The organism is Xanthomonas sp. WHRI 6108, assembly GCF_040202385.2.
In the GTDB taxonomy this organism is placed as follows: domain Bacteria; phylum Pseudomonadota; class Gammaproteobacteria; order Xanthomonadales; family Xanthomonadaceae; genus Xanthomonas; species Xanthomonas arboricola.
On the sequence record NZ_CP168198.1, the window covers coordinates 945,556 to 966,245 of the forward strand.

General features: G+C 67.4%; 13 protein-coding genes and 1 other RNA gene. 10 read left to right on the forward strand and 4 right to left on the reverse strand.

Going from position 1 to position 20,690, the window contains the following annotated elements; all coding sequences use genetic code 11:
• Positions 1-74: 74 nt before the first annotated feature.
• The 8 genes from ABQ039_RS03970 to ABQ039_RS04005 all read left to right on the forward strand — a co-directional run bounded on the left by ABQ039_RS03970 (position 75) and on the right by ABQ039_RS04005 (position 12,851).
• Entirely contained in the window at positions 75-2,549 is a 2,475-nt protein-coding gene (locus ABQ039_RS03970; protein ID WP_374057856.1) for a prolyl oligopeptidase family serine peptidase, read from the forward strand.
• Between the two features lie 387 nt (positions 2,550-2,936).
• Complete coding sequence (ppc, locus tag ABQ039_RS03975; RefSeq protein WP_184551436.1) at positions 2,937-5,651, forward strand: phosphoenolpyruvate carboxylase; 2,715 nt, start codon at positions 2,937-2,939, stop codon at positions 5,649-5,651.
• Between the two features lie 124 nt (positions 5,652-5,775).
• Positions 5,776-6,348, forward strand: a complete 573-nt coding sequence (locus ABQ039_RS03980) for a TetR/AcrR family transcriptional regulator (RefSeq protein WP_102581988.1) — start codon at positions 5,776-5,778, stop codon at positions 6,346-6,348.
• Complete coding sequence (locus ABQ039_RS03985) at positions 6,345-7,382, forward strand: DUF4105 domain-containing protein (RefSeq protein ID WP_349778191.1); 1,038 nt, start codon at positions 6,345-6,347, stop codon at positions 7,380-7,382. Before ABQ039_RS03980 ends, ABQ039_RS03985 begins: the two co-directional genes overlap by 4 nt.
• Entirely contained in the window at positions 7,379-9,403 is a 2,025-nt protein-coding gene (locus ABQ039_RS03990) for an alpha/beta hydrolase (RefSeq protein ID WP_349778192.1), read from the forward strand. The genes ABQ039_RS03985 and ABQ039_RS03990 overlap by 4 nt, the downstream gene beginning before the upstream one ends.
• Positions 9,404-9,728: 325 nt before the next feature.
• Complete coding sequence (locus tag ABQ039_RS03995) at positions 9,729-10,931, forward strand: OmpA family protein (protein ID WP_349778193.1); 1,203 nt, start codon at positions 9,729-9,731, stop codon at positions 10,929-10,931.
• A 296-nt stretch (positions 10,932-11,227) separates the two neighbouring features.
• Positions 11,228-11,304: non-coding RNA, sX9 sRNA (locus ABQ039_RS04000), on the forward strand.
• A gap of 320 nt (positions 11,305-11,624) precedes the next feature.
• On the forward strand, positions 11,625-12,851 hold the full coding sequence (locus ABQ039_RS04005; RefSeq protein WP_349778194.1) for a histidine-type phosphatase: 1,227 nt from the start codon (positions 11,625-11,627) through the stop codon (positions 12,849-12,851).
• A gap of 691 nt (positions 12,852-13,542) precedes the next feature.
• On the opposite strand, the gene metK is transcribed toward ABQ039_RS04005, so the two are convergent.
• A complete protein-coding gene (gene metK, locus ABQ039_RS04010; protein ID WP_024938312.1) occupies positions 13,543-14,754 on the reverse strand; it encodes a methionine adenosyltransferase in 1,212 nt (403 codons plus the stop codon).
• Positions 14,755-15,202: 448 nt separating this feature from the next.
• Here metK and ABQ039_RS04015 point away from each other — a divergent pair, with 448 nt between their 5' ends.
• Both ABQ039_RS04015 and ABQ039_RS04020 read left to right on the forward strand, forming a co-directional pair.
• Positions 15,203-16,009: a UDP-2,3-diacylglucosamine diphosphatase gene (locus tag ABQ039_RS04015; protein ID WP_047129583.1), complete on the forward strand. Its 807-nt coding sequence runs from the start codon at positions 15,203-15,205 to the stop codon at positions 16,007-16,009.
• Between the two features lie 233 nt (positions 16,010-16,242).
• Complete coding sequence (locus tag ABQ039_RS04020; protein WP_039523615.1) at positions 16,243-17,331, forward strand: metal-dependent hydrolase; 1,089 nt, start codon at positions 16,243-16,245, stop codon at positions 17,329-17,331.
• 59 nt (positions 17,332-17,390) lie between these two features.
• Here the strand turns inward: ABQ039_RS04020 and ABQ039_RS04025 are convergent, their stop codons facing one another.
• The 3 genes from ABQ039_RS04025 to ABQ039_RS04035 all read right to left on the reverse strand — a co-directional run bounded on the left by ABQ039_RS04025 (position 17,391) and on the right by ABQ039_RS04035 (position 20,634).
• Complete coding sequence (locus tag ABQ039_RS04025; RefSeq protein ID WP_024938309.1) at positions 17,391-18,218, reverse strand: class I SAM-dependent methyltransferase; 828 nt, start codon at positions 18,216-18,218, stop codon at positions 17,391-17,393.
• 28 nt (positions 18,219-18,246) lie between these two features.
• Positions 18,247-19,245 carry a tRNA dihydrouridine synthase DusB gene (gene dusB, locus ABQ039_RS04030; protein WP_065032042.1) on the reverse strand — a complete coding sequence of 333 codons (999 nt, stop codon included), beginning with the start codon at positions 19,243-19,245 and terminating at the stop codon, positions 18,247-18,249.
• 432 nt (positions 19,246-19,677) lie between these two features.
• Positions 19,678-20,634, reverse strand: coding sequence for a ribokinase (locus ABQ039_RS04035; RefSeq protein ID WP_349778195.1), 957 nt, complete (start codon positions 20,632-20,634; stop codon positions 19,678-19,680).
• Positions 20,635-20,690 lie beyond the last annotated feature (56 nt).

A 20,690-nucleotide genomic window follows, 5' to 3' on the forward strand; every position in this document is an offset into this window, starting at 1 on the left:
TCGATCGACACTGGGGATGGACAATGCAGGCGACACCCGATGCACGGCACGGCAGGCGGCAGCAGCGATGGGCCCTGGCAGGCGTACTGGCGCTGAGCGCACCACTGGCTGCGGCCGCAGCCGTCGCGCCGGCTGGCCCGCCTGCCGCTGCGGCAAGCACTGGCTACCAACTGCCCTCCAAGGCGCTGCAGGCAGTGGTGGATGCCCCGCGCGCGCCGCTGCTGCACCTGTCGCCCAACCGCGACCTGGGCGCGATGGTGCAGTTGCCGGCGTTGCCGGACATCGCCGAGGTGGCCCAGCCCAAACTCAAGCTGGCCGGCCTGCGCATCCATCCCAAAACCTTTGCCAGCAGCCGGTTCTCCTTTGCCGACAAGCTATGGCTGCTGTCGGTGGCCGACGGCAGCGAGCGGCAGATCGCCGGGCTGCCGTCACCACTGTCGCTGGCCACGTTGAGCTGGTCGCCGGATCAGCGCTACTTGGCGTTCCGCCGCGAGGACGCGGCCAGCGGTGCCAACGAGCTGTGGCTGGTGGACGTGGCGGCCGGGCAGGCGCGGCGTCTGGTGGCCGGTTTGAACACCAGCGTCAACGACGATCTGCGCTGGTTGCCCGATGGCAGCGGCCTGCTGCTGCTGCAGCAAGTGGCCGGGCAGGGCGCGCCGCCCACCCGCGATGCGGTGCCGGACGGCCCGGCGATCCAGCAGACCAGCGCCGCTGCCGGCGTGCGCTCGCTGCCGACCTATCAGGACCTGCTGCGCAACGAGGCCGATGCGCGCGTGTTCGAGTATTACGCCACCGGCCAGCCCATCATCGTCAGCGTGAGCGGGCAGGTGCGCCCGATCGCCACGCCCGGCATCTATCTCAATCTGTCGGTGTCGCCGGATGGCCGTTACATCCTGAGCGAACGCAGCGAACGGCCGTTCTCGTATCTGGTGCCGGTGGACAACTTCGCACGCCGTATCGAGGTGCTGGACCTGCAGGGCAAGCTGGTGCGCCAGATCGCCAGGCTGCCATTGGTGGAAGGCCTGCCGACCGGCAACGACGCCGTGCCCACCGGCGTGCGCGACATCGCTTGGCGCGTCGATGCGCCGGCCACGCTGGTCTGGGCCGAGGCGCAGGATGGCGGCGACCCGGCACGCGAGAGCAAGATCCGTGATGCGGTGCTGATGCAGGCTGCGCCATTTACGCGCGCGCCGGTCACGCTGGCGCAACTGGGTAGCCGCTTCGAAGGCATCCAGTGGGGCCGCGGCGATCTGGCCATCCTCAGCGAAAGCTGGTGGAAGACCCGCCGCACCAAGCAGTGGCGCATTGCACCGGACCAGCCGCAGCGCGCGCCCGAATTGCTGTGGGACCGCTCCTCGCAGGACCGCTACAACGATCCCGGCACGCCGGCGACCGTGGCCGACGGCAAGGGCCGCACGCTGCTGCAGACCGGCGCCGATGGCAACAGCCTGTTCCTGCTCGGCAAGGGCGCCTCGCCGGAAGGCGACCGCCCGTTCGTGGATCGCTTCGATCTGCAGAGCAGGCGCGCCACGCGCCTGTTCCATTCGCAGGCGCCGAGCTATTCCGCACCGCTGGCATTGCTGGATGCGCAAGGCACGCAGTTGCTGCTCAGCCGCGAGTCGCCCGAGGAGCCGGCCAACTATGTGGTGCAGGCATTGGGCGATGCAGCGCCTGCGCTGCGGGCGTTGACGCATTTCGCCCATCCGCTGCCGCAGTTGCGTGGCGTGCAGAAGGAGCAGATCCGCTACAAGCGCGCCGATGGCGTGGACCTCACCGCCACGCTGCTGCTGCCGCCCGGTTACGACCCCAAGCGCGACGGCCCGCGGCCGCTGCTGATGTGGGCTTATCCGGGCGAGTTCAAGAGTGCCGACACCGCCAGCCAGGTCACCGACTCGCCCTATCGCTTCAACGCGATCAGCTACTGGGGGCCGCAGGCGTTTCTGGCGATCGGCTATGTGGTGCTCAACAACCCGACCATGCCGATCGTCGGCGAAGGCGATGCCGAACCCAACGACACCTATGTGCCGCAGCTGGTCGCCGATGCGCAGGCCGCGGTGGACGAAGTGGTGCGGCGCGGGGTCACCGACCGCGAGCACATCGCCATCGGCGGGCACTCGTATGGCGCGTTCATGACGGCGAATCTGCTCGCGCACACGCGGCTGTTCAAGGCCGGCATCGCGCGCAGCGGTGCCTACAACCGCACGCTCACCCCGTTCGGCTTCCAGGCCGAGGAGCGCAACTACTGGCAGGCGCAATCGGTGTATCAGGCGATGTCGCCGTTCAACTACGCCGACAAGATCAAGGATCCGCTGCTGTTGATCCACGGCCAGGACGACAACAACACCGGCACCTTCCCGATCCAGAGCGAGCGCATGTTCGCCGCGATCAAGGGCCTGGGCGGTAACGCGCGGCTGGTGCTGCTGCCCAACGAATCGCATGCGTATCGTGCGCGGCAGTCGATCCTGCAGATGCTGGCCGAGAGCGAGCAGTGGTTGAAGACCAATCTCGGCGAGCCGGTGAAGGAGACCGGCGCGACGCGCACGCGTTGATCGGTGGTGCGCTGGCACCGGTAGGAGCGCGCTTGCGCGCGGTGGGGCTTTATCGATAACGCCTCGTCGCGCCCGGGTGCGCTCCTACGGTGAATGCGTCCGCCTCGCGTCCCGGGAAGATTCGCTGCGCCGTCCACGCGATTGCCGCGATCACCGGTAGGAGCGCACCCGGGCGCGACGCAGCATGACCAGGACAGCCACCTCGCGTAGCAGCGGACCTGCCCGCGATGGGGCATCACCGGGAAGCCCCATCGCGCGCCAGCGCGCTCCTACGAGGTCATGGGCAGGCACGATGGTTGGTGTTGAAACCGTCGTGCCGGTCGCGATCATCTAATCCTTTTGGGTTAGTCTTCGACGACTTTGCGCTTGAGAGGGTGTGCGTTTCCGATGAACGAGTACCGCAGCAGTCTTGTGTTCGCTACCCCCGATCTTGCCTTGCGCGACGATGTGCGTCGGCTCGGTGCACTGGTCGGTGACCTGCTCGCCGAGCAGGTCTCTGCGGAATTTCTCGATGAGATCGAACGCGTCCGCACCACGGCGATTGCGCGCCGCGAGAGCGATGCCCCGCCGTCGACGCTGAGCGAGCAGCTGGCCGGGCGCGAGCCGCGCGAGGCCGAATCGCTGGTGCGCGCCTTCAGCACCTATTTCCAGGTGGTCAACATCGCCGAGCGCGTGCACCGCATCCGCCGCCGCCGCGAATACCAGCGCAGCGGCACCGACACGCCGCAGCCGGACGGGTTGCACGATGCCTTGCGCCGGCTCAAGGCGCAGGGCGTGACGCTGGACGAGCTCAGCGAGTGGTTGCCGCGGATTGACGTGGAGCCGGTGTTCACCGCGCATCCCACCGAAGCGGTGCGCCGCGCGCTGCTGGAAAAAGAGCAGCTGATGGTCGCCAGCCTGGTCGACAACCTGGACGGCATGCGCACGCCCAACGAGCGCGCCACCGACGCGGCGCGCTTCCGCATGGCCTTGACCGCGTCCTGGCAGACCGCCGACTCCTCGCCGGTGCGCCCCACCGTGGAGGACGAGCGCGAGCATGTGGGCTTCTATCTCACCCAGGTGCTGTATCGCGTGGTCCCGGTGATGTACGAAACCCTCGAACACGCCATCGAAGAAACCTACGGCAGCGTGCCGACCCTGCCGCGGCTGCTGCGCTTTGGCACCTGGGTCGGCGGCGACATGGACGGCAACCCCAACGTGGATGCCGTCACCATCGCCGGCACGCTGGATGCGCAACGGCGTGCGGTGCTGGACCGTTATCAGAAGGAACTCTGGCAACTGGCCAGCCTGCTCAGCCAGTCGACCACGCTGGTGGCGGTGAGCCCGGCGTTGAGCGAGCAACTGCAGCGCTACCGCGCGCTGTTGCCGGAGGACGCCGCACGCTCGCGTCCGCGCCACGGCGACATGCCGTACCGGCTGCTCAACGATCTGATGCGCGCGCGCCTGCAGGCCACGCTGGACGATGCCGAGGGTGCCTACACCAGCCCGTCCGAGCTGGAACACGACCTGCAATTGATCCTGGACAGCCTGCAGGCCAACAAGGGCCTGCACGCCGGTTGGTTCGCGGTGCGCCGCCTGTTGTGGCGCGTGCGCACCTTCGGCTTCCATCTGGCGCGGCTGGATGTGCGCCAGGAATCGAGCGTGCATGCGCGTGCGGTGGCCGATGCACTCGGCCAGGCGGATTGGGACGAACAGGAGGCCAGGCAGCGCGCTGCATTGCTCGGTCCGTATGCCGCCGGCGAGCAGGCATTGCCGCGCGTGGATGACGAAGGCAATGCGCGACTGGATGCGGTGTTTGCCGCGCTTGCCGATGCGCGCAGCCGCCACGGCGCCGATGCGCTGGGCAGCTACATCATCTCGATGGCGCACAACCGCGCCGACGTGCTCACCGTGCTGGCGCTGGCGCGCCGTGGCGGCCTGGTCGACGACGCCGGCGCGGTGCCGCTGGATATCGTGCCGCTGTTCGAAACCGTGGACGATCTGCGCGGCGGCACCGGCACCGTGCAGGATCTGCTGGCCGACCCGGTCTACCGCCAGCATCTGGCCGCGCGCGGCGATACGCAGATGGTGATGCTCGGGTATTCGGACAGCGGCAAGGACGGCGGCATCACCGCCTCGCGCTGGGGGCTGCAGCGCGCACAGGTGGAACTGCTCGAAGCCGCCGCCGAGTTGGGCGTGCGGCTGACCTTCTTCCACGGCCGTGGCGGCTCGATCGCACGTGGCGGCGGCAAGACCAGCCGCGCGCTGGATGCCGCACCGCGTGGCAGTGTCGATGGCCGGCTGCGTGTGACCGAGCAGGGCGAGGTGATCCATCGCAAGTACGGCATCCGTGCCCTGGCGCTGCGCTCGCTGGAACAGATGACCGGCGCGGTGCTGCTGTCCAGCCTGCGTCCGCGTGCGCCCGAGCCGCGCGAGGATCGCTGGCGGCCGGTGATGGACCTGGTCGCCGAACGCAGCACCGTGGCGTATCGCGCCTTCGTCGGCGCGCCGGATTTCATGCAGTACTTCCGCCGCGCCACGCCGATCGACGTGATCGAACGCATGACGCTGGGCTCGCGCCCGTCGCGCCGGCTCGGCCAGGACGCGGCCTTGTCCAACCTGCGCGCGATTCCGTGGGTGTTTGCCTGGAGCCAGGCGCGTGCGGTGATCCCGGGCTGGTACGGCGTGGGCAGCGGCCTGCAGGCGGCGGTGGATGCCGGGCACGAAGACACCTTGCGCGAGATGGCGCAGGACTGGCCGTTCTTCCGCACCTTCCTCGACGACGTGGCGATGGTGCTGTCCAAGGGCGATCTCACCATCGCCGAGCTGTTCTCGCGGCTGTCGGGCGACCTGCACCAGCGGTTCTTCCCGGGCATCGGCGCCGAGCTGGCGCTGACCAAGGGCTGGGTGAAGGCATTGACCGGCCAGCAGTCGCTGCTGCAGCACGACCCGCGGCTGGCCTTGTCGATCCGCCTGCGCAACCCCTACATCGACCCGATCAGCGTGCTGCAGGTGGACCTGCTGCAACGCTGGCGTGCCACCGATGGCGAGGACGACGAACTGCTGCGCGCGCTGGTCGCCTGCGTCAACGGCGTCTCGCAAGGCGTGCAGAACACCGGCTGATCCGGTTCGCTGATTGGACCGTCGGATTCGATGGTCCAATCCGATCCGACCGTTGGTCGGAGAGGGCGCGGAATCGACAAGCGGACTCTGGCGTAACCGGACAAATCTGTCCGATAATGCCGCGATGACGACTTCCCGCCCTGATGCCGCGCTGCGCCGCCGGCAGATACTCGATGCCGCCGACGAAGTGTTCAGCGAACACGGCGTCAATGCCCCGCTGGAACTGGTGGTCGAGCGTGCCGGCCTTGGCCGCGCCACGCTGTACCGCAATTTCCCCGACCGGCTCGCGCTGATGACCGCGCTGATGACCCGCGGCCTGGATGGCCTGGAGCGGCTGGCCGCCGATCTGGCCGAGCGCCCGGACGGACTGGCCGTGCTGCTGCACGACGTGGCCGAGCACATCGCCCAGTCCGCGCCGCTGGTGGATTTCTGGCGGTCCATCGAACGCGCGCACCCGGCGGTGGAAACCGCCGACCGGCGCGTGGTGCGCATCTTCCTGCCATTCGTGCATCGCGCCCGCGATGCCGGCCTGTGCCGCGCCGATGTCGACGACGAACAACTGCTGCTGGTGATCGACATGCTGGGCAGCTGCCTGCGCGGCAATGACGAGTCCGAACGCAAACGCCTCGCCCATCGTTCGGCCGATCTGTTGATGCACGCATTGGGCATGCAGGTGCCGGAAGGCGGCACCCGATGAAATCGGCCACGCGTTCGCGCATCGGGCGCTGGGCGTTGCGGGGGGCGCTGGTGCTGGCCGCGCTCTGGGGCGGGCTGGCGATCTACTTCGCACTGACCGGCAATGCGTTCGTGCGCGCGGCGTGGGTGGGCTCGTGGTGCGCGATGGCAATCGCGGCGTTGTGGGGCCTGCGCCGTGGCCGCGAGAACTGGGCCTTGGTGGGCATCTTCAGTGCGGCATTTGCGGTGCTGGCGGTGTCGTGGTGGATGATGCAGCCCAGCCAGGACCGCGACTGGGCCGACGATGTCGCCCAGCGCCTGCGGCCCGAGGTGCACGGCAACATCGTCACGCTGCACAACGTGCGCAATTTCGACTGGCATAGCGAAACCGACTACCAGCCGCGCTGGGAAACCCGCCAGTACGATCTGGACCGTCTGGTCAGCGCCGATCTGGCGCTGTCGTACTGGATGGGCCCGGCGATCGCGCACACCCTGGTGTCGTTCGGTTTCGACGACGGCTCGCACGTGGTGTTCTCGCTGGAAATCCGCAAGGAGCGCGACGAGTCGTTCTCGGCATTGGGCGGGTTTTTCCGCAGTTTCGAAGAGACCCTGGTCGCCGCCGACGAGCGCGACATCCTGCGCGTGCGCACCAATGTGCGCGGCGAGGACATGTATCTGTATCGGCTGGCGATTCCCAAGGCCGGGCTGCGCCGCATGTTCATGGGCTACGTGGGCTTGGCCAACGACTTGAATCGCGCGCCGGCGTTCTACAACACGCTCACCAGCAACTGCACCACGATCGTGTTTGCGTTGGCGCGGCAATTGCAGCCCACATTGCCGCTGGATCATCGCCTGCTGCTGTCCGGCTACGCCGACGAATACGCCTACGATCACGATGGGCTGATGCCCGGCTACGACTTCGCCACACTGAAGCAGCGTGGGCATTTCACCGCACGTGCGATCGCTGCCGACAAGGCGGCCGATTTTTCCGAGCGCATCCGCGCCGGCATGCCGCTTGCACCGGCGCCTGCCGCTACCGCGAGCGCACCCCGGTGATGCCGCGCCTGCGTGGATGTCGTACCGCCGCGGTGCTGGCGGGTGTACTGGCGAGCCTGTGGCTGAGTGGCTGCGCCATGGTCACGGTGCAATCGCACAGCAGCGGCGACTTCATCGCGCGCACGCGTGGCGATGTGCTCAGCACTGGCGCGTTGAGCCAGGCCAGCGGCGAGACGGTGCAGGTGGCCGGTCTGCAACCCAAGGCCTGCCGCAGCGACCCGCTGCCCTGCCTGCAGCAACTCGCCACCGTCGCAGGCATCGGCGATGAGCGCCGGCTGGCAACGCAGGCCGAGCTATGGACCGCGCATGCGATTGCGCTGGGCGGGCGCGACCCGACAACCATGAGCGATGCCGCAGTCGACGCCTGGTTGGAGGCCGCGCGGCATGCGTACGCGTATCTGTTTTTCACCGATCGGGCGCCCAGTGCGCGTGCGTTCGAAAATCGCCAGACGCAGGTGCGCGACTACTACAACTACGCCGTGCAGCAGGTGATCGAACGCCTGTTCGCACGCGCGCAGCAGACCGGCCAGAGCGAGCGCGAGCCGACCAGCATAGGCCGCTGGCAGGTCGGTATCGACATGTCTGCATATCGGTTGCCGGGCGGCGGCAACACGCCGCGCGCGATCTTTGCCGCCTCGGCATTGCGCTTCGATGGGCTGCGCAGCACGTATCGACGCGACGGCTTCGGCGCCGAACTGGTGGCCGAGGTGGACCCGCAGGTGGTCGGCGACCCTGCCGGACTGGCCTTGCAACAATCTGCTGCCGCTGCCGCGACACCTGAGCGTCCGCTGCCTACCTTCAGCGAGATGCCGTATGCACCGGCAACGCTGCTGCTGCGCTTCGAGGGCGATACGCTGGATGCGGTGCTGCGCGGTCGTGCCGTCACCGTGGTGCCTTACGACCCGTATCGCCAGAACGAAGTGGTACTGCATGGCCAGCGCGTGCCGCTGGCGGCCAACTTCACCGCCGCGTATGGCCTGTGGCTGGCCAGGTCCGGGTTTGCCGCGCAGTCCCTGCGCTCGATGCTGGGCAGCGCGCGCGGCATCGACCGCCCGCATCTGTATCTGATGCAGCCCTACGACCCGGACCGACGCGTGCTGCTGATGCTGCATGGCCTTGCCAGCAGCCCGGAAGCCTGGGTCAATGTCGCCAACGAAGTGATGGGCGATGAAGCGCTGCGCCAGCGCTACCAGATCTGGCAGGTGTACTACCCCACCAATGCGCCGGTGGCGGTCAACCGCGCCGAAATCCAGGCCCTGGTGGAGCGCAGCCTGCAGCACTTCGATCCGTCCGGCACGGCGATCGCATCGCACGACATGGTGTTGATCGGCCACAGCATGGGCGGGGTGATCGGGCGCCTGCTGGTGTCTTCGTCGGGCGAGCGCCTGTGGAATTCGCTGCTGGAAGACTACCGGCTGGACGGCGAGCGCGGCGCACGCATCCGCGCGAAGTTGTCGCCGTTGCTGCATTTTTCGCCAATGCCGCAGGTCGACCGCGCCATCTTCATCGCCGCGCCGCATCGCGGCACGCCCTTGGCCGAAGGTGGTCTCGGGCGCTTTGTCGGCCGCCTGGTGCGTTTGCCGATCGCCTTGCTGGATCGCTTCGGCGATGTGTTTCAGGACCTGGCCAGCAGCGAGCGTGGCGGCCAGGGCGACGACCCGCGACGCAAGCGGCGCCTGCTGCCACCGACCAGCATCGACAACCTGCGCGATACCGACCCATTCGTGCGCGCCAGCATGGACCTGCCGATCTCACCGCAGGTGCATTACCACACCATTGTCGGGCGCGAAAAACCGCAGGTGCCGCTGGCCGAGTCCGACGATGGCCTGGTGCCGTATCGCAGCGCGCATCTGGACGGTGCCGAGTCGGAGCTGGTGGTGACCTCCTGGCATAGCGTGCAGGAAACCCCGCAGGCGATTCTGGAAATTCGCCGCATCCTGCACGAGCAGCTGCAAGCCGAAGCGGCAGGCGCAAACCAGGCGCAGGCCGCGCGTCCGGCTGCGACGCCTGCGACGTTCTGAGTGCGCTGCACCCTCGCTGGAAGGTGTGGCTACTAGTCACGCACCGCGGGGTGTGGAGTTTGTCCGCTGCCAATGCGCACCATTGTCCGGTACGCGTCCCGGCGTTGCGATCGCCCACGCCTGGGCCGGCAAACCTAGGCAACACGCGGTCATCCGGTGGGTGCGGACGACGCGCAGGAGGCGGAGTGCACGAGCATGCCGATCCCGGCACCGACCGCACTGCCTGACGGTCGCGCAGTCGTTGCGTTGGCCGCGTTTAGCGCGTTGTTTACCTGGCCCGTGCTATCAGGCGGTTCTCGAACACGCTCGAACCAGGGAAGACGCAATGCGCAAGACGCTGTCGGCAGTGATCTGGGTGCCTTTGCTGCTGGCCGGTTGCGGCCGCGGCGAAGGTCAACGGGAGGCGGCCGACCCTGTGGGTGCCACGCCGCCGGCAGCGCAGACCGCAGTGCCTCCATCCGCATCGCCACCGGTCGCCGATGAAGCGGTGCCCGAGTTCCCGGCCATCCCGTCGATCGTGGTGCCGGAGATTGCTGGCGTGACCCCGGCGCAGCGCGCACTGGAGGCCTCGCTGCAGGACATTCTCGACCCGATCGAAGGCGTCAGCGTGACGCCGGCACGCTGCGGCGATGGCGGCAGCCTGATCAACGACGCCGGTATCACCAGCGTCGATGCCAACGGCAATCTGCTGCGCAACGGCGACGGCGGGCTGTTCGACCTCAAGGCCGATGGCAGCGGTACCGCCAACTTCGATGGCGGCCTGATCCGCGTCAATGCCGACGGCAGCGGCACCATCAATGCCAGCGGCGCCGGTGGCGACGACGCGATCATCCAGGTCCAGGCCAGCGGCGCCGGTACCTACAACGGCCCGGCCGGCCTGATCAGTCTGGATGGCAAGGGGGCGGGTACCTGGAACAGCGACAAGAGCGGCTTGGTCGACAACCACGGCGATGGCAGCGGTACCTGGAACGGCCCGCGCGGTCTGATCACCATCAACGCCGACGGCTCGGGAACCTGGAACGGCCCGGACGGGCTGGTGCAGAACCGCGGCAATGGCACCGGCACCGTCGGTACCCCGCCGCGCGAAGTGCGCATGCCGCCGCTGCCGAAGGTGCCGCCGGCCGGGCGCTTCCCGCTGCTGCAGAAGTTCGCACTTCCCGGCGCACCGTGCGGCTATCTGATCACCTTGAACGAGCGCATCCTGTTCGACTTCGACAAGGCCGAGATCCGCCCCGACGCCGCGCGCGTGCTCGACGTGCTGGCGGCCGCACTCGGCAAGGTCAGCGCCAAGGACATGGAGGTTCGCGGGCATACCGATGCCAAGGGCAGCGACGCCTATAACCAGGCGCTGTCCGAGCGCCGCGCCGAGGCGGTGCTGGCCGCATTACGCACCCGCGGTGCCGCGCAGTCGGCCGGCGCAAAAGGCTATGGCGAATCGCAACCGGTGGCACCCAATACGCTGGATGGACAGGACAACCCCGGCGGGCGACAACTCAACCGACGCGTGGAAATCTTCCTGCGCACCTGAGTGGGCCGATCTGCGTGGCATCACTCGCACGCATGCACAGGAGTACGACGATCCCGGATAGCTGACGCGGCGCGCAGGCGGTTCGGGCAGATGTGTGGATGGGCAGATGCCGGCCCATCTCATGTCAGTGCGCCGCTGCCTCGTGCAGTGCGTCCTGACGGTCGGTGCGCGGGGGATCTGCTCAAAGCGGCGCACCATGCGGTGAGTTGCAGGTGGAAAAGACTGATGCCGCACTTCGAGCGGCCAACACACCGACTGCGCCGCCGGCATGCGGGGCGGCCGTGCTCGGAAGCATCACGGACCACTCGTACATTTCGATTCTGAGCGCGCCCTCCGCACCCACCTGACGACCGCCAGCGTTCTTGTGTTGGCCGCTCTGGTACCGCAACCGTGCGACCGCTTCCGGGCATTTATCGCCGCGTGGTGGCTACCCGGACATGTTGGATAAGTTCCGCCAGGTGTCGTCTGCCTTGCACATTGGCCCGGTAAATTCCGCGATGAACAACCGGATGACCAACGCGTATGGGTTCCAGGCAAGCGAAGAAAATGGGGCAGGGCGGTGAACAGACGCCTGCAGGCGATGACGGCAGCGACGCGATGGGGATCGCGTCGTTGCCGTCGTGCGGGATCAATGCGCCGTTGCACGCAGGTGCCAGGCAACGTGCGACGACAGCGCTGCGGCCGCGATGGCGGATGCCGGCACTCGCACTCGGCGCGCTGTTGCTGATCGGCTGCACGCCGCGTCCGCCCGGGTCGCCCGCAATCGCGCAGACCGCACAACTGGAACGCGTGGTCGCTGTCTTCCGGCACGGCGTGCGCGCACCGCTGCAGGGCGAAGCCGCAGCAGCGCACTATGCCGATGCGCCGTGGCCGCAATGGTCCACACCGGCCAGCCTGCTGACGCCACACGGGCGCATCGGTGTGCGGTTGAACGGCGACTATCTGCGCCAGTGGCTGGCGCAGCAGGGCGTGCTGCCGCGTAGCGGGTGCCCGGCAGCAGGCAGCGTGTCGGTCTGGGCCAATACCGATCAGCGCACCATCGACAGCGGCGCCTTGCTGGCCGAGGCGTTGGCACCGGGCTGCGGGATCGTCGCCGGACATCGCCCGGCCGGCAGCAACGATCCGTTGTTCCGCCCGATCGAAGCCGGCGCGGTGCCGTTCGATGGCACGGCGGCGGTTGCGGCGATCGAAAGGCAAACCGGTGGCCCCGCCGCATTGCTGCGAGGGCACGCAGCCGAGTTGCAGGCAATGCAGCAGATCCTGGGTTGCACGCGCACCCCCTGCGACTTCGCGCAGATGCCGTCCACGCTGGCACCGTCGGCCAACGGACGCGGCCTGGCCCTGGGTGGGCCGATCGACCTGACCTCCGGCACCGGCGAGGTGTTGCTGCTGCAATACGCCGAAGGCCTGCCGCTGTCGCAGGTCGGCTGGGGCCGCGCCACACCCGAGCGGCTGGCGCAGGTCTCGCGCCTGCACGCCTTGTTGTTCGACATCTACGCGCGCCCGCATTACATGGCCTCACGTTCGGGCGCACCGCTGGCGCGCGAAGTGCTGCAGCGCTTCGGCGATATGCAGGCGGCAAAGGTCTCGGTCTTCGTTGGCAGCGATACGCATATCGCTGCCTTGAGCGGTTTGCTGGGCGTGCACTTTCATCTCCCCGGCTACGGCGCCGACGATCCGCCGCCGGGCGGCGCGTTGCTGCTGGAGCTATGGCGCGAACCGAATGGGCAGCAGGTGGTGCATGCGCGGTATCTTGCGCAATCGCTGGATCAACTGCGGACGCTGGCGCCATTGGATCTAGCGCACCCGCCGTTGCAGCAGGAACTGGCCTTGGGTCTATGCACGGGCGAGCAACGGATGGCGTGTCCGTTGAAGGCGTTCGCTCAGGCGTTGGAGCAACAGTTGCAACGTGGGCCTTGAACGCAATGCCGGGGCTGCGATGTGCAGGCGCCTTCAGCTCATCGAAGCATCCGCATGGAACCGATGGAACAAGATCCAGGCCACGACCAGTCAACCGAAGGCCGCTTTTCTCTCAGTTGCCGACAATGATCGGTGGTGCTTGCGCGGGTGCCGGCGTGGGACCTTGAGCGGCATGGATGCCGCGCCAGAGCCTACATGGACGTACTTGCGGCGTGTCCCACGCTGGTACGCGTGCAAGCGCCCGCAGCAAACCGAAGCAGAATGCATGAAACGCAAGGTGTCGTGCGCAAGATCGATCGGTGTACGGAGTCGGTCGGCAGCGCGGCGCCGCATCCGGTGTCGGGACACGCCGTGAATCCGTCCCTGGAGGCTCGGTGGCAGCGTCCATGCCGCCACACGGCCCCGCGCTCCCAGTATTGCCACTGCTGATCGGCAGACACTACGCGTGCAAGCGCCTTCAGTGGCCGAAGCCCTCAGTAACAAAGCATCAGTGACCGGAGCATTCGCACAACCCCACTAGACGTCCAACACGAAGATTCGTCAGTACGCGGTGGCTGCATCAAAAAACCGAACACGCAGTGAATCCATCCGTGGTGCTCCGTTGGACGCATCCATTCCACCAAAACGCACATGGGCCGCATCAGCGGCCCATGTGCAATTCACTATATTCGCTCCCGCAGGAGCAGCTGGCTTACTTCAGCTTTGCGTCGGCGCGCAGGGCATCGGCGCGGTCGGTCTTTTCCCACGAGAACGCGGTGGCGGTGTGCTGCGCGCCGGTTGCGTCGGTGTAGGAGAAGTCCTTCGGCTTGCGGCCGAAGTGACCGTAGGACGCAGTCTGCTGATACATCGGGTGGATCAGGTCGAGCATCTGGATGATGCCGAACGGACGCAGGTCGAAGTGCTTGCGGATCAGCTTTTCGATCTGCTCGTCGGCGATCTTGCCGGTCCCGAAGGTGGTGACCGAAATCGAGGTCGGCTCGGCCACGCCGATGGCGTAGGAGACCTGCACTTCGCAACGGTCGGCCAGGCCGGCAGCCACCACGTTCTTGGCCACATAGCGCGCGGCGTAGGCTGCCGAGCGATCGACCTTGGACGGATCCTTGCCGGAGAACGCACCGCCACCGTGACGCGCCCAGCCGCCGTAGGTGTCGACGATGATCTTGCGGCCGGTCAGGCCGCAATCGCCCACCGGCCCGCCGATCACGAACTTGCCGGTCGGGTTGATGTGGAACTTGGTGCCCTTGTGCAGCCACTTGGCCGGCAGCACCGGCTTGAGGATTTCCTCACGCACGGCCTCGACCAGATCCTTCTGCTTGATGCCCGGATCGTGCTGGGTCGACAGCACCACCGCGTCGATCGCGGTCGCAACGCCGTCTTCGTAGCGCAGGGTGACCTGCGACTTGGCGTCCGGACGCAGCCACGACAGCGCCGAGTTCTTCTTCTTGCGGATCTTGGCCTGCTGCTCGACCAGGCGGTGCGCCAGATGGATCGCGGCCGGCATGTGGCTGTCGGTCTCGTTGGTCGCGTAGCCGAACATCAGGCCCTGGTCGCCGGCGCCCTGCTGTTCCGGGTTCTTGCGATCCACGCCCTGGTTGATGTCCGGCGACTGCTTGCCGATCAGGTTGAGCACGCCACAGGTCTCGCCGTCGAAGCCGACGTCGGAGCTGTTGTAGCCGATGTCCAGAATGACCTTGCGGGTCAGCGCTTCTAGGTCGATCCAGGCACTGGTGGTCACTTCGCCGGCAACGATCGCCACGCCCGTCTTGACCATCGTCTCGCACGCCACGCGGGCGCGCTTGTCCTGGGCCAGAATGGCATCCAGCACTGCGTCGGAGATCTGGTCGGCGATCTTGTCCGGATGGCCTTCGGAGACCGATTCGGAGGTGAACAGGTAGCTGGACATCAGGCTTATATCCCTTAATTCGGATGAAAAGATGGGTGCGGATGATACACCGTCCGACAACCCTGTGCATTGTGCGCCTGAACAGCCCGCTGTGGCGTTAAACCCGTGTCGTGGCGGGGGTTTGCACGGTCATCCGGGTGTCGTCAGCTTGCCATGCAGCGGTCGTACTGAACTGTCAGCATGCGCGCGTGCCTGGCGGCATGGCCGCGTGCAGCCACGCCGCTGGAGGGGAATGAGCCATATCGTCGGACAGCGTGCCGGGGCGAGGGGCGCATGGCTGCCATGGCGACCACGAGCCGGGATGCGCGCGTCCGATTGCAGTGCTACGCCGCGGCTTGCTGCGGGGCGCATCTGTGTCAGCGCGCTGCCGATGCCTGCGGGCGGCGCACGCAGCCTGCCTGCGCAGCGCCCGATCGCGGCCGACATTTTTTGCCCTGGAGATGTCCGCATGCACGTGTCCACATTGCACCCTCCCGTCCGCGCCCTGTTCCTGTCCGACCTGCACCTGGGCTCGCGGCACTGCCATGCCGCCGAGATCGCCGCGTTCATCGGCCGCCAGCGTTGCCAGACCCTGTATCTGGTCGGCGACATCATCGACCTGTGGTGGATGTCGCAGCGGCGCGCGGTCTGGGATGCGGCGCATCAGCAGGTGATCGCCGCCCTGCATGCGCAGGCCAGGCGCGGCACCGAGATCATCTACGTGCCCGGCAACCACGACCGTGCCATCCGCCGCTTCTGTGGTCTGGTAATGCCGGCCATGCAGGTGCGCCGACGCAGCGTCCACACCTTGCTGGACGGGCGCCGGCTGCTGGTCACCCACGGCGACGATTACGACGCGCAAACCCATTTCGGCGGCTTGCAGGAACGATTTGGCGACTGGCTCTATTACCGCATCCTCACCGGCAATCAGCTGACCAATCGTCTGCGGCGGCGCCTGGGCATGCGCTACTGGTCGCTGGCCGAGTTTCTCAAGCGCCGCAGCGGTGCGGCCGAGCGCTACATCGGCCGCTTCGTGGCGGCCGGCCTGGCCGATGTGGTGCGCCGCGATCTGGATGGCATCGTCTGTGGGCACATCCATCGCGCCGCACTGCGCATGCAGGCCGGCCATCTCTACGCCAACACCGGCGACTGGGTGGAGAGCCTGACGGCGCTGCGCGAGACACAGTCCGGCGCACTGCAACTGGTCAATCATCACGGCGACGTGCTGGCCGAGCTGGCGCCGCAACCTCATGCCGCGCAGCAGCGCGCGGCCTGAGGTTGGCCAGGCGCAGCAGCTGCCGGCAGACCGCAGCTGCCGGTATGTGCCATCGGACGTGCGCGGCGTGCAGCGTTCGCTGTCCTGGTGCAAGGGCTGCGGACGGCGGCTGCAGCGTCGTTTTCGACCGCGAGCCGCAGCGCGATGCGAGCACTGCGGCTGCTGGCTGACTGCCAGCCGGCCGGAACGCACGTGATGGCACTGGACGATGCCCGTCCTGCTAGCATCGGCCGATGGATTCATTGACCCAGATCGTTCTTGGTGGCGCCGTCGCTGCCGCCATCGCACCGGCCGGACAGCGCCGTGCAGCCCTGTTGGCCGGCGCCGCACTGGGCACCTTGCCCGATCTCGATGCGCTTGTATTGCTGCCGCTGACCGACGATCCGGTCACGCTGATGACGGTGCATCGCAGCGCCAGCCATTCGTTGTTCGTGCTGCCGTTGCTGGGCTGGCTGATCTGGTGGCTGTTTCGCCGTTACGGCAACGGGCGCGTGGCCACTGCGCCCAAGCGCTGGTTCTGGGCGATCCAGCTGGCCTTGATCACGCATCCGCTGCTGGATGCCTTCACCGTCTACGGGACCCAGCTGTGGTGGCCGCTGCAGCCGCATCCGGCAATGTGGTCCAGCGTCTTCATCATCGACCCGGCCTACACGCTATGGCTGTTGCTGGCCTGCGCGGTGGCATGGTTTGCGCGCGCGCGGCCGCTCGCGCAGCACGCGCTGGTGATCGGGCTGGCGCTCAGCTCCGCCTACCTGGGCTGGTCGTTGCTGGCCAAGCACCTGGTCGACCAGGAAGCGGACCGTGCGCTGGCTGCGCTCGGCTTGAAGGATGCGCCGCGCTTCTCGGTGCCGATGCCGCTCAACACCTTGCTGTGGCGCGTGGTGGCGATGACGCCCAACGGTTATGTGATCGGCGAACGCTCGCTGGTGGCCGACAAGGGCCCGATGCAGTTTCGCGGCTATTCCAGCAACACCCAGGCCCTGGGCGAGGTGGCCGGTTTCGACGCGGTGCGCCGGTTGACCTGGTTCAATCGCGGTTTCATGCGCGCACGCCTGGTCGATGACGAGCTGATGCTCAGCGACCTGCGCATGGGTCTGGAGCCGGACTACAACTTCAACTTCGTGGTGGCGCATCGCCAAGACGGGCAATGGCAACCGATTACGCCGCGACAGATCCAGGCCGCCTACCGCGCGCCGGTGGCGCGCGATCAAATCGGCGAGGTGCTGGCGCAGATGTGGCGCCGCATCTGGCACGAGCCCACCGGCACGGTACTGACCGGCGACCTGGAACACGCCACCACGCCTGCGCCGGCCGCTCGGTAGGTTAGCTCAGGCGGTTCGCCCAGCAATACGCACGCAGCAAGTCCGGGCAGCCCGCCGGCTCAATACACTGTCGCGCGCGCCTGCACGAACGAGTAGAAGAACACCGCGTTCGGGTCGCTGTGCACCTGCGCCAGTTCGCGGCGCATGCCGTCCACGGTGTCTGCGTTCACCGCACCGGCCTCGCGCAACTGGTCGGCCGCCGACAGCAGCACTTCTTCCCAGAACCCGATCATGGTCTTGCGCCGGCCCGGCTCGCGGTTGTCCAGATGCAGCGTCTTGATCTCGGTGTGCACATCGCGAAAGCCGCCGGCCAGCAGCAGGTTGCCCAGCTTGGCGCCGACGAACGGGTCGCCACCCTGGTCGTGCTGGAAATCGTTGAAGGCCATCCAGTAGCGCCACAGATTGGGCGAATACGGATGCAGCAGGAACGAGGCGTTCATCACCTCGGTGACATACACCGGCGAGCCCGGCAGCAGCACACGCCGCACCTCGTTGAGCACGCGCGCAGGCGAGGGCACATGCTCCAGCACCCAGCACAGGAACGCCGCATCGAACTGACGCGCCTCGAACGGCAGATCGCTGGCATCGGCCTGCTGCAGCGTGTAGCGCTCGCGGCACCATGCCAGCCGTTCCAGATTGGCACGTGCCGCGCCCAACTGCGCCTCGCTCAGGTCCACGCCGGTGACATGCAGGTCGGGAAAGCGGCGCAGCAGGATTTCGGTCTGCGCGCCCACGCCGCTGCCCACTTCCAGCAGCCGGCGTGCGCCGCTGTAGTCGATCTGGTTGAACAGCGTGGCTTCCAGCAGGCGCGCCTGTTTGAGCAGGCGTGCCTGTTCGGTGGACGAAAACCCATGCAGATAGGTCGGGGTGTCGCTTGGTGCGGTCATGGCTGCAGCTCCAACAACGCAGGAAAACTCAGGCGGCAACCGACAACGCTGGCGGCACACCGGCGATCAAGGCGTCGAAATACGCGCGGGTCAGTTCCAGCTGCGCTTCCGGCGTTTCGGCGCGATTGACCACTGCACGGAAGTCGGCGCTCTGCGGGTGATCCTTGGCGTACCAGCCCAGATGCTTGCGCGCGATGCGCACGCCCTGAGGCTGCCCGTAGAACGCATGCAGCGCGTCCAGATGGCCGAGCAGGGTGTCGCGCACGAACGCCAACGACGGCGGCGGCAACAACTCGCCGGTGGACAGATAGTGCGCCACCTCGCCGAAGATCCACGGGCGCCCCTGCGCGGCACGCCCGATCATCACCGCATCCACGCCGGTCTCGCGCAGCACTAGCGCCGCCTTCTGCGGCGAGTCGATATCGCCGTTGGCGATCACCGGAATCTGCAGCGCCGCCTTGATCTGCGCAATCGTGGCGTACTCGGCAGTGCCGGTGTAATGCTGATCGCGGGTACGCCCGTGCACGGCCAGCGCGGCGATCCCGCAGTCCTGCGCGATGCGCGCGATGGTCGGGCCGTTGCGGTGATCGCAGTCCCACCCGGTGCGGATCTTCAGGGTCACCGGCACATCCACCGCCTGCACCACCGCGCTGAGGATGCGTGCCACCAGGTCTTCGTCGCGCATCAGCGCCGAGCCGGCCCAGGCGTTGCAGACCTTCTTGGCCGGGCAGCCCATGTTGATGTCGATCAGCTGCGCACCGTGGTCGACGTTGTAGCGCGCCGCCTCGGCCAGTTGCTGCGGCTCGGTGCCGGCAATCTGCACGCTGACCGGATCCGGCTCGCCGGCATGATCCATGCGGTGCAGCGATTTGCGCGTGCCCCAGAAGCGCGGGTCGGAGATGGTCATCTCCGACACCGCCAGCCCGGCGCCCAGCCGCTTGCACAGCAGCCGGAACGGCTTGTCGGTGACGCCGGCCATCGGGGCCAGGATCACTTTCGGGTCGATGGAGTAGGGGCCGATCTGCATGGTGGCATTGTAGCTGGGTGGGGATTCGGGATTCGGGAATCGGGAATCGGGAATCGGGAGAGCAGTTCCGGCCTTCGGTCTTGTGCGGTTGCTGTGTGGGTCAGGTGACCAGTAGAGCGAGGGCAGCGGCGAGATTGCTGGCTGACCGTACCCTCACCCCAACTCCTCTCCCGTCGGGAGACGGTGTCGCGTCAGCGCCGGATGAGCGTACGGGTGCCCGACGCGGCATCACGCCGGGTCCTGCCGCCCAGACTGCTATCCGATGAAGAAGATCGAAGCTCCGGCGCAGCGGGTCTGGCGGCGTCCGTCGATGGACAGGCCTCGACATGCCGTTCGCGGATCGAAGCAGTCTCCTGTGTATGCCGACGCCTTGAACGCAAAAGGCGACCGCATCGCTGCGGTCGCCTTCGTTGTTTGCTTGAAGCGTCCGGATCACACGGCCGGTTCGGGCACCATGCGCGGCATCGAGGTGGCGGCGCCTTCCACTTCGGTGGAGCGCGCGGCGTAGCGGGTGGCAAAACGCACGTGGGTGACGAAGCTGGCAGTCGGCGCCTGCGCCAGCGAGGCGACCAGCGCGCCATTGAAGGCGTCGCCGGCGCCGGTGGTGTCCACCGTCTGCGCGCTTTCCGCGCCCACGCGGTAATGCGCGGCCGTGTCGCCGCGCAGCTGTTCTTCCGCATGCGAGATGAAGGCGCCCACCGATCCCAGCGTCACCACCACGGTACCGCCCGGCAGCAGCTTGCGGCACAGCGAATGCAGCGTGTTGCCGTCCAGCGCCGCCACATCGTCGGCATTGATGCGTTCGCCGACGTGGCGGCCGAGCAGGGCTGCAAATTCGGTTTCGTTGGGCGTCAGCACGTCCGACAGCTTGAGCAGGCCGATCGAGGTCGGCGCATTGGCCGGTGCGGCGTTGAGCACGGTCAGCACGCCGCATTCGCGTGCCAGCGCCAGCGCCGATTCGATGGTCTCCGCCGGCGATTCCAGCTGCGCCAGCAACACGCCGGACGAGGCCACCAGCGCGCGCTGGTTGTCCACAAACGCTGCGCTCAGCACCGAGTTGGCACCGGCGCCGATCACGATGGTGTTGCGGCCGTGCGCGTCGACATAGATACCGCCGGTACCGGTCGGCTCATTGCTGGGCTCGGCGATCAACGCAAAGGCGTCGTGCGCAGCCAGCGAGCGCGCCAGCGCGCCGCCGGCGTCGTCGCCCAGCGCGCACAGGAAGTGCGTCCTGGCACCGGCACGTGCGGCCGCGACCGCCTGGTTGAAGCCCTTGCCACCCGGGCCGGTGCTGTAGCGACCGGCGATGGTGGCACCCGGCGCAGGCAGGACATCACAGCGCCACACGTGATCGACATTGAAGGACCCGACAACGACGACCGAACTCATAAATACCCTTGACTTGAATGACTGAATGAAACGTGGCGTGCGGCGATTAGACCGTC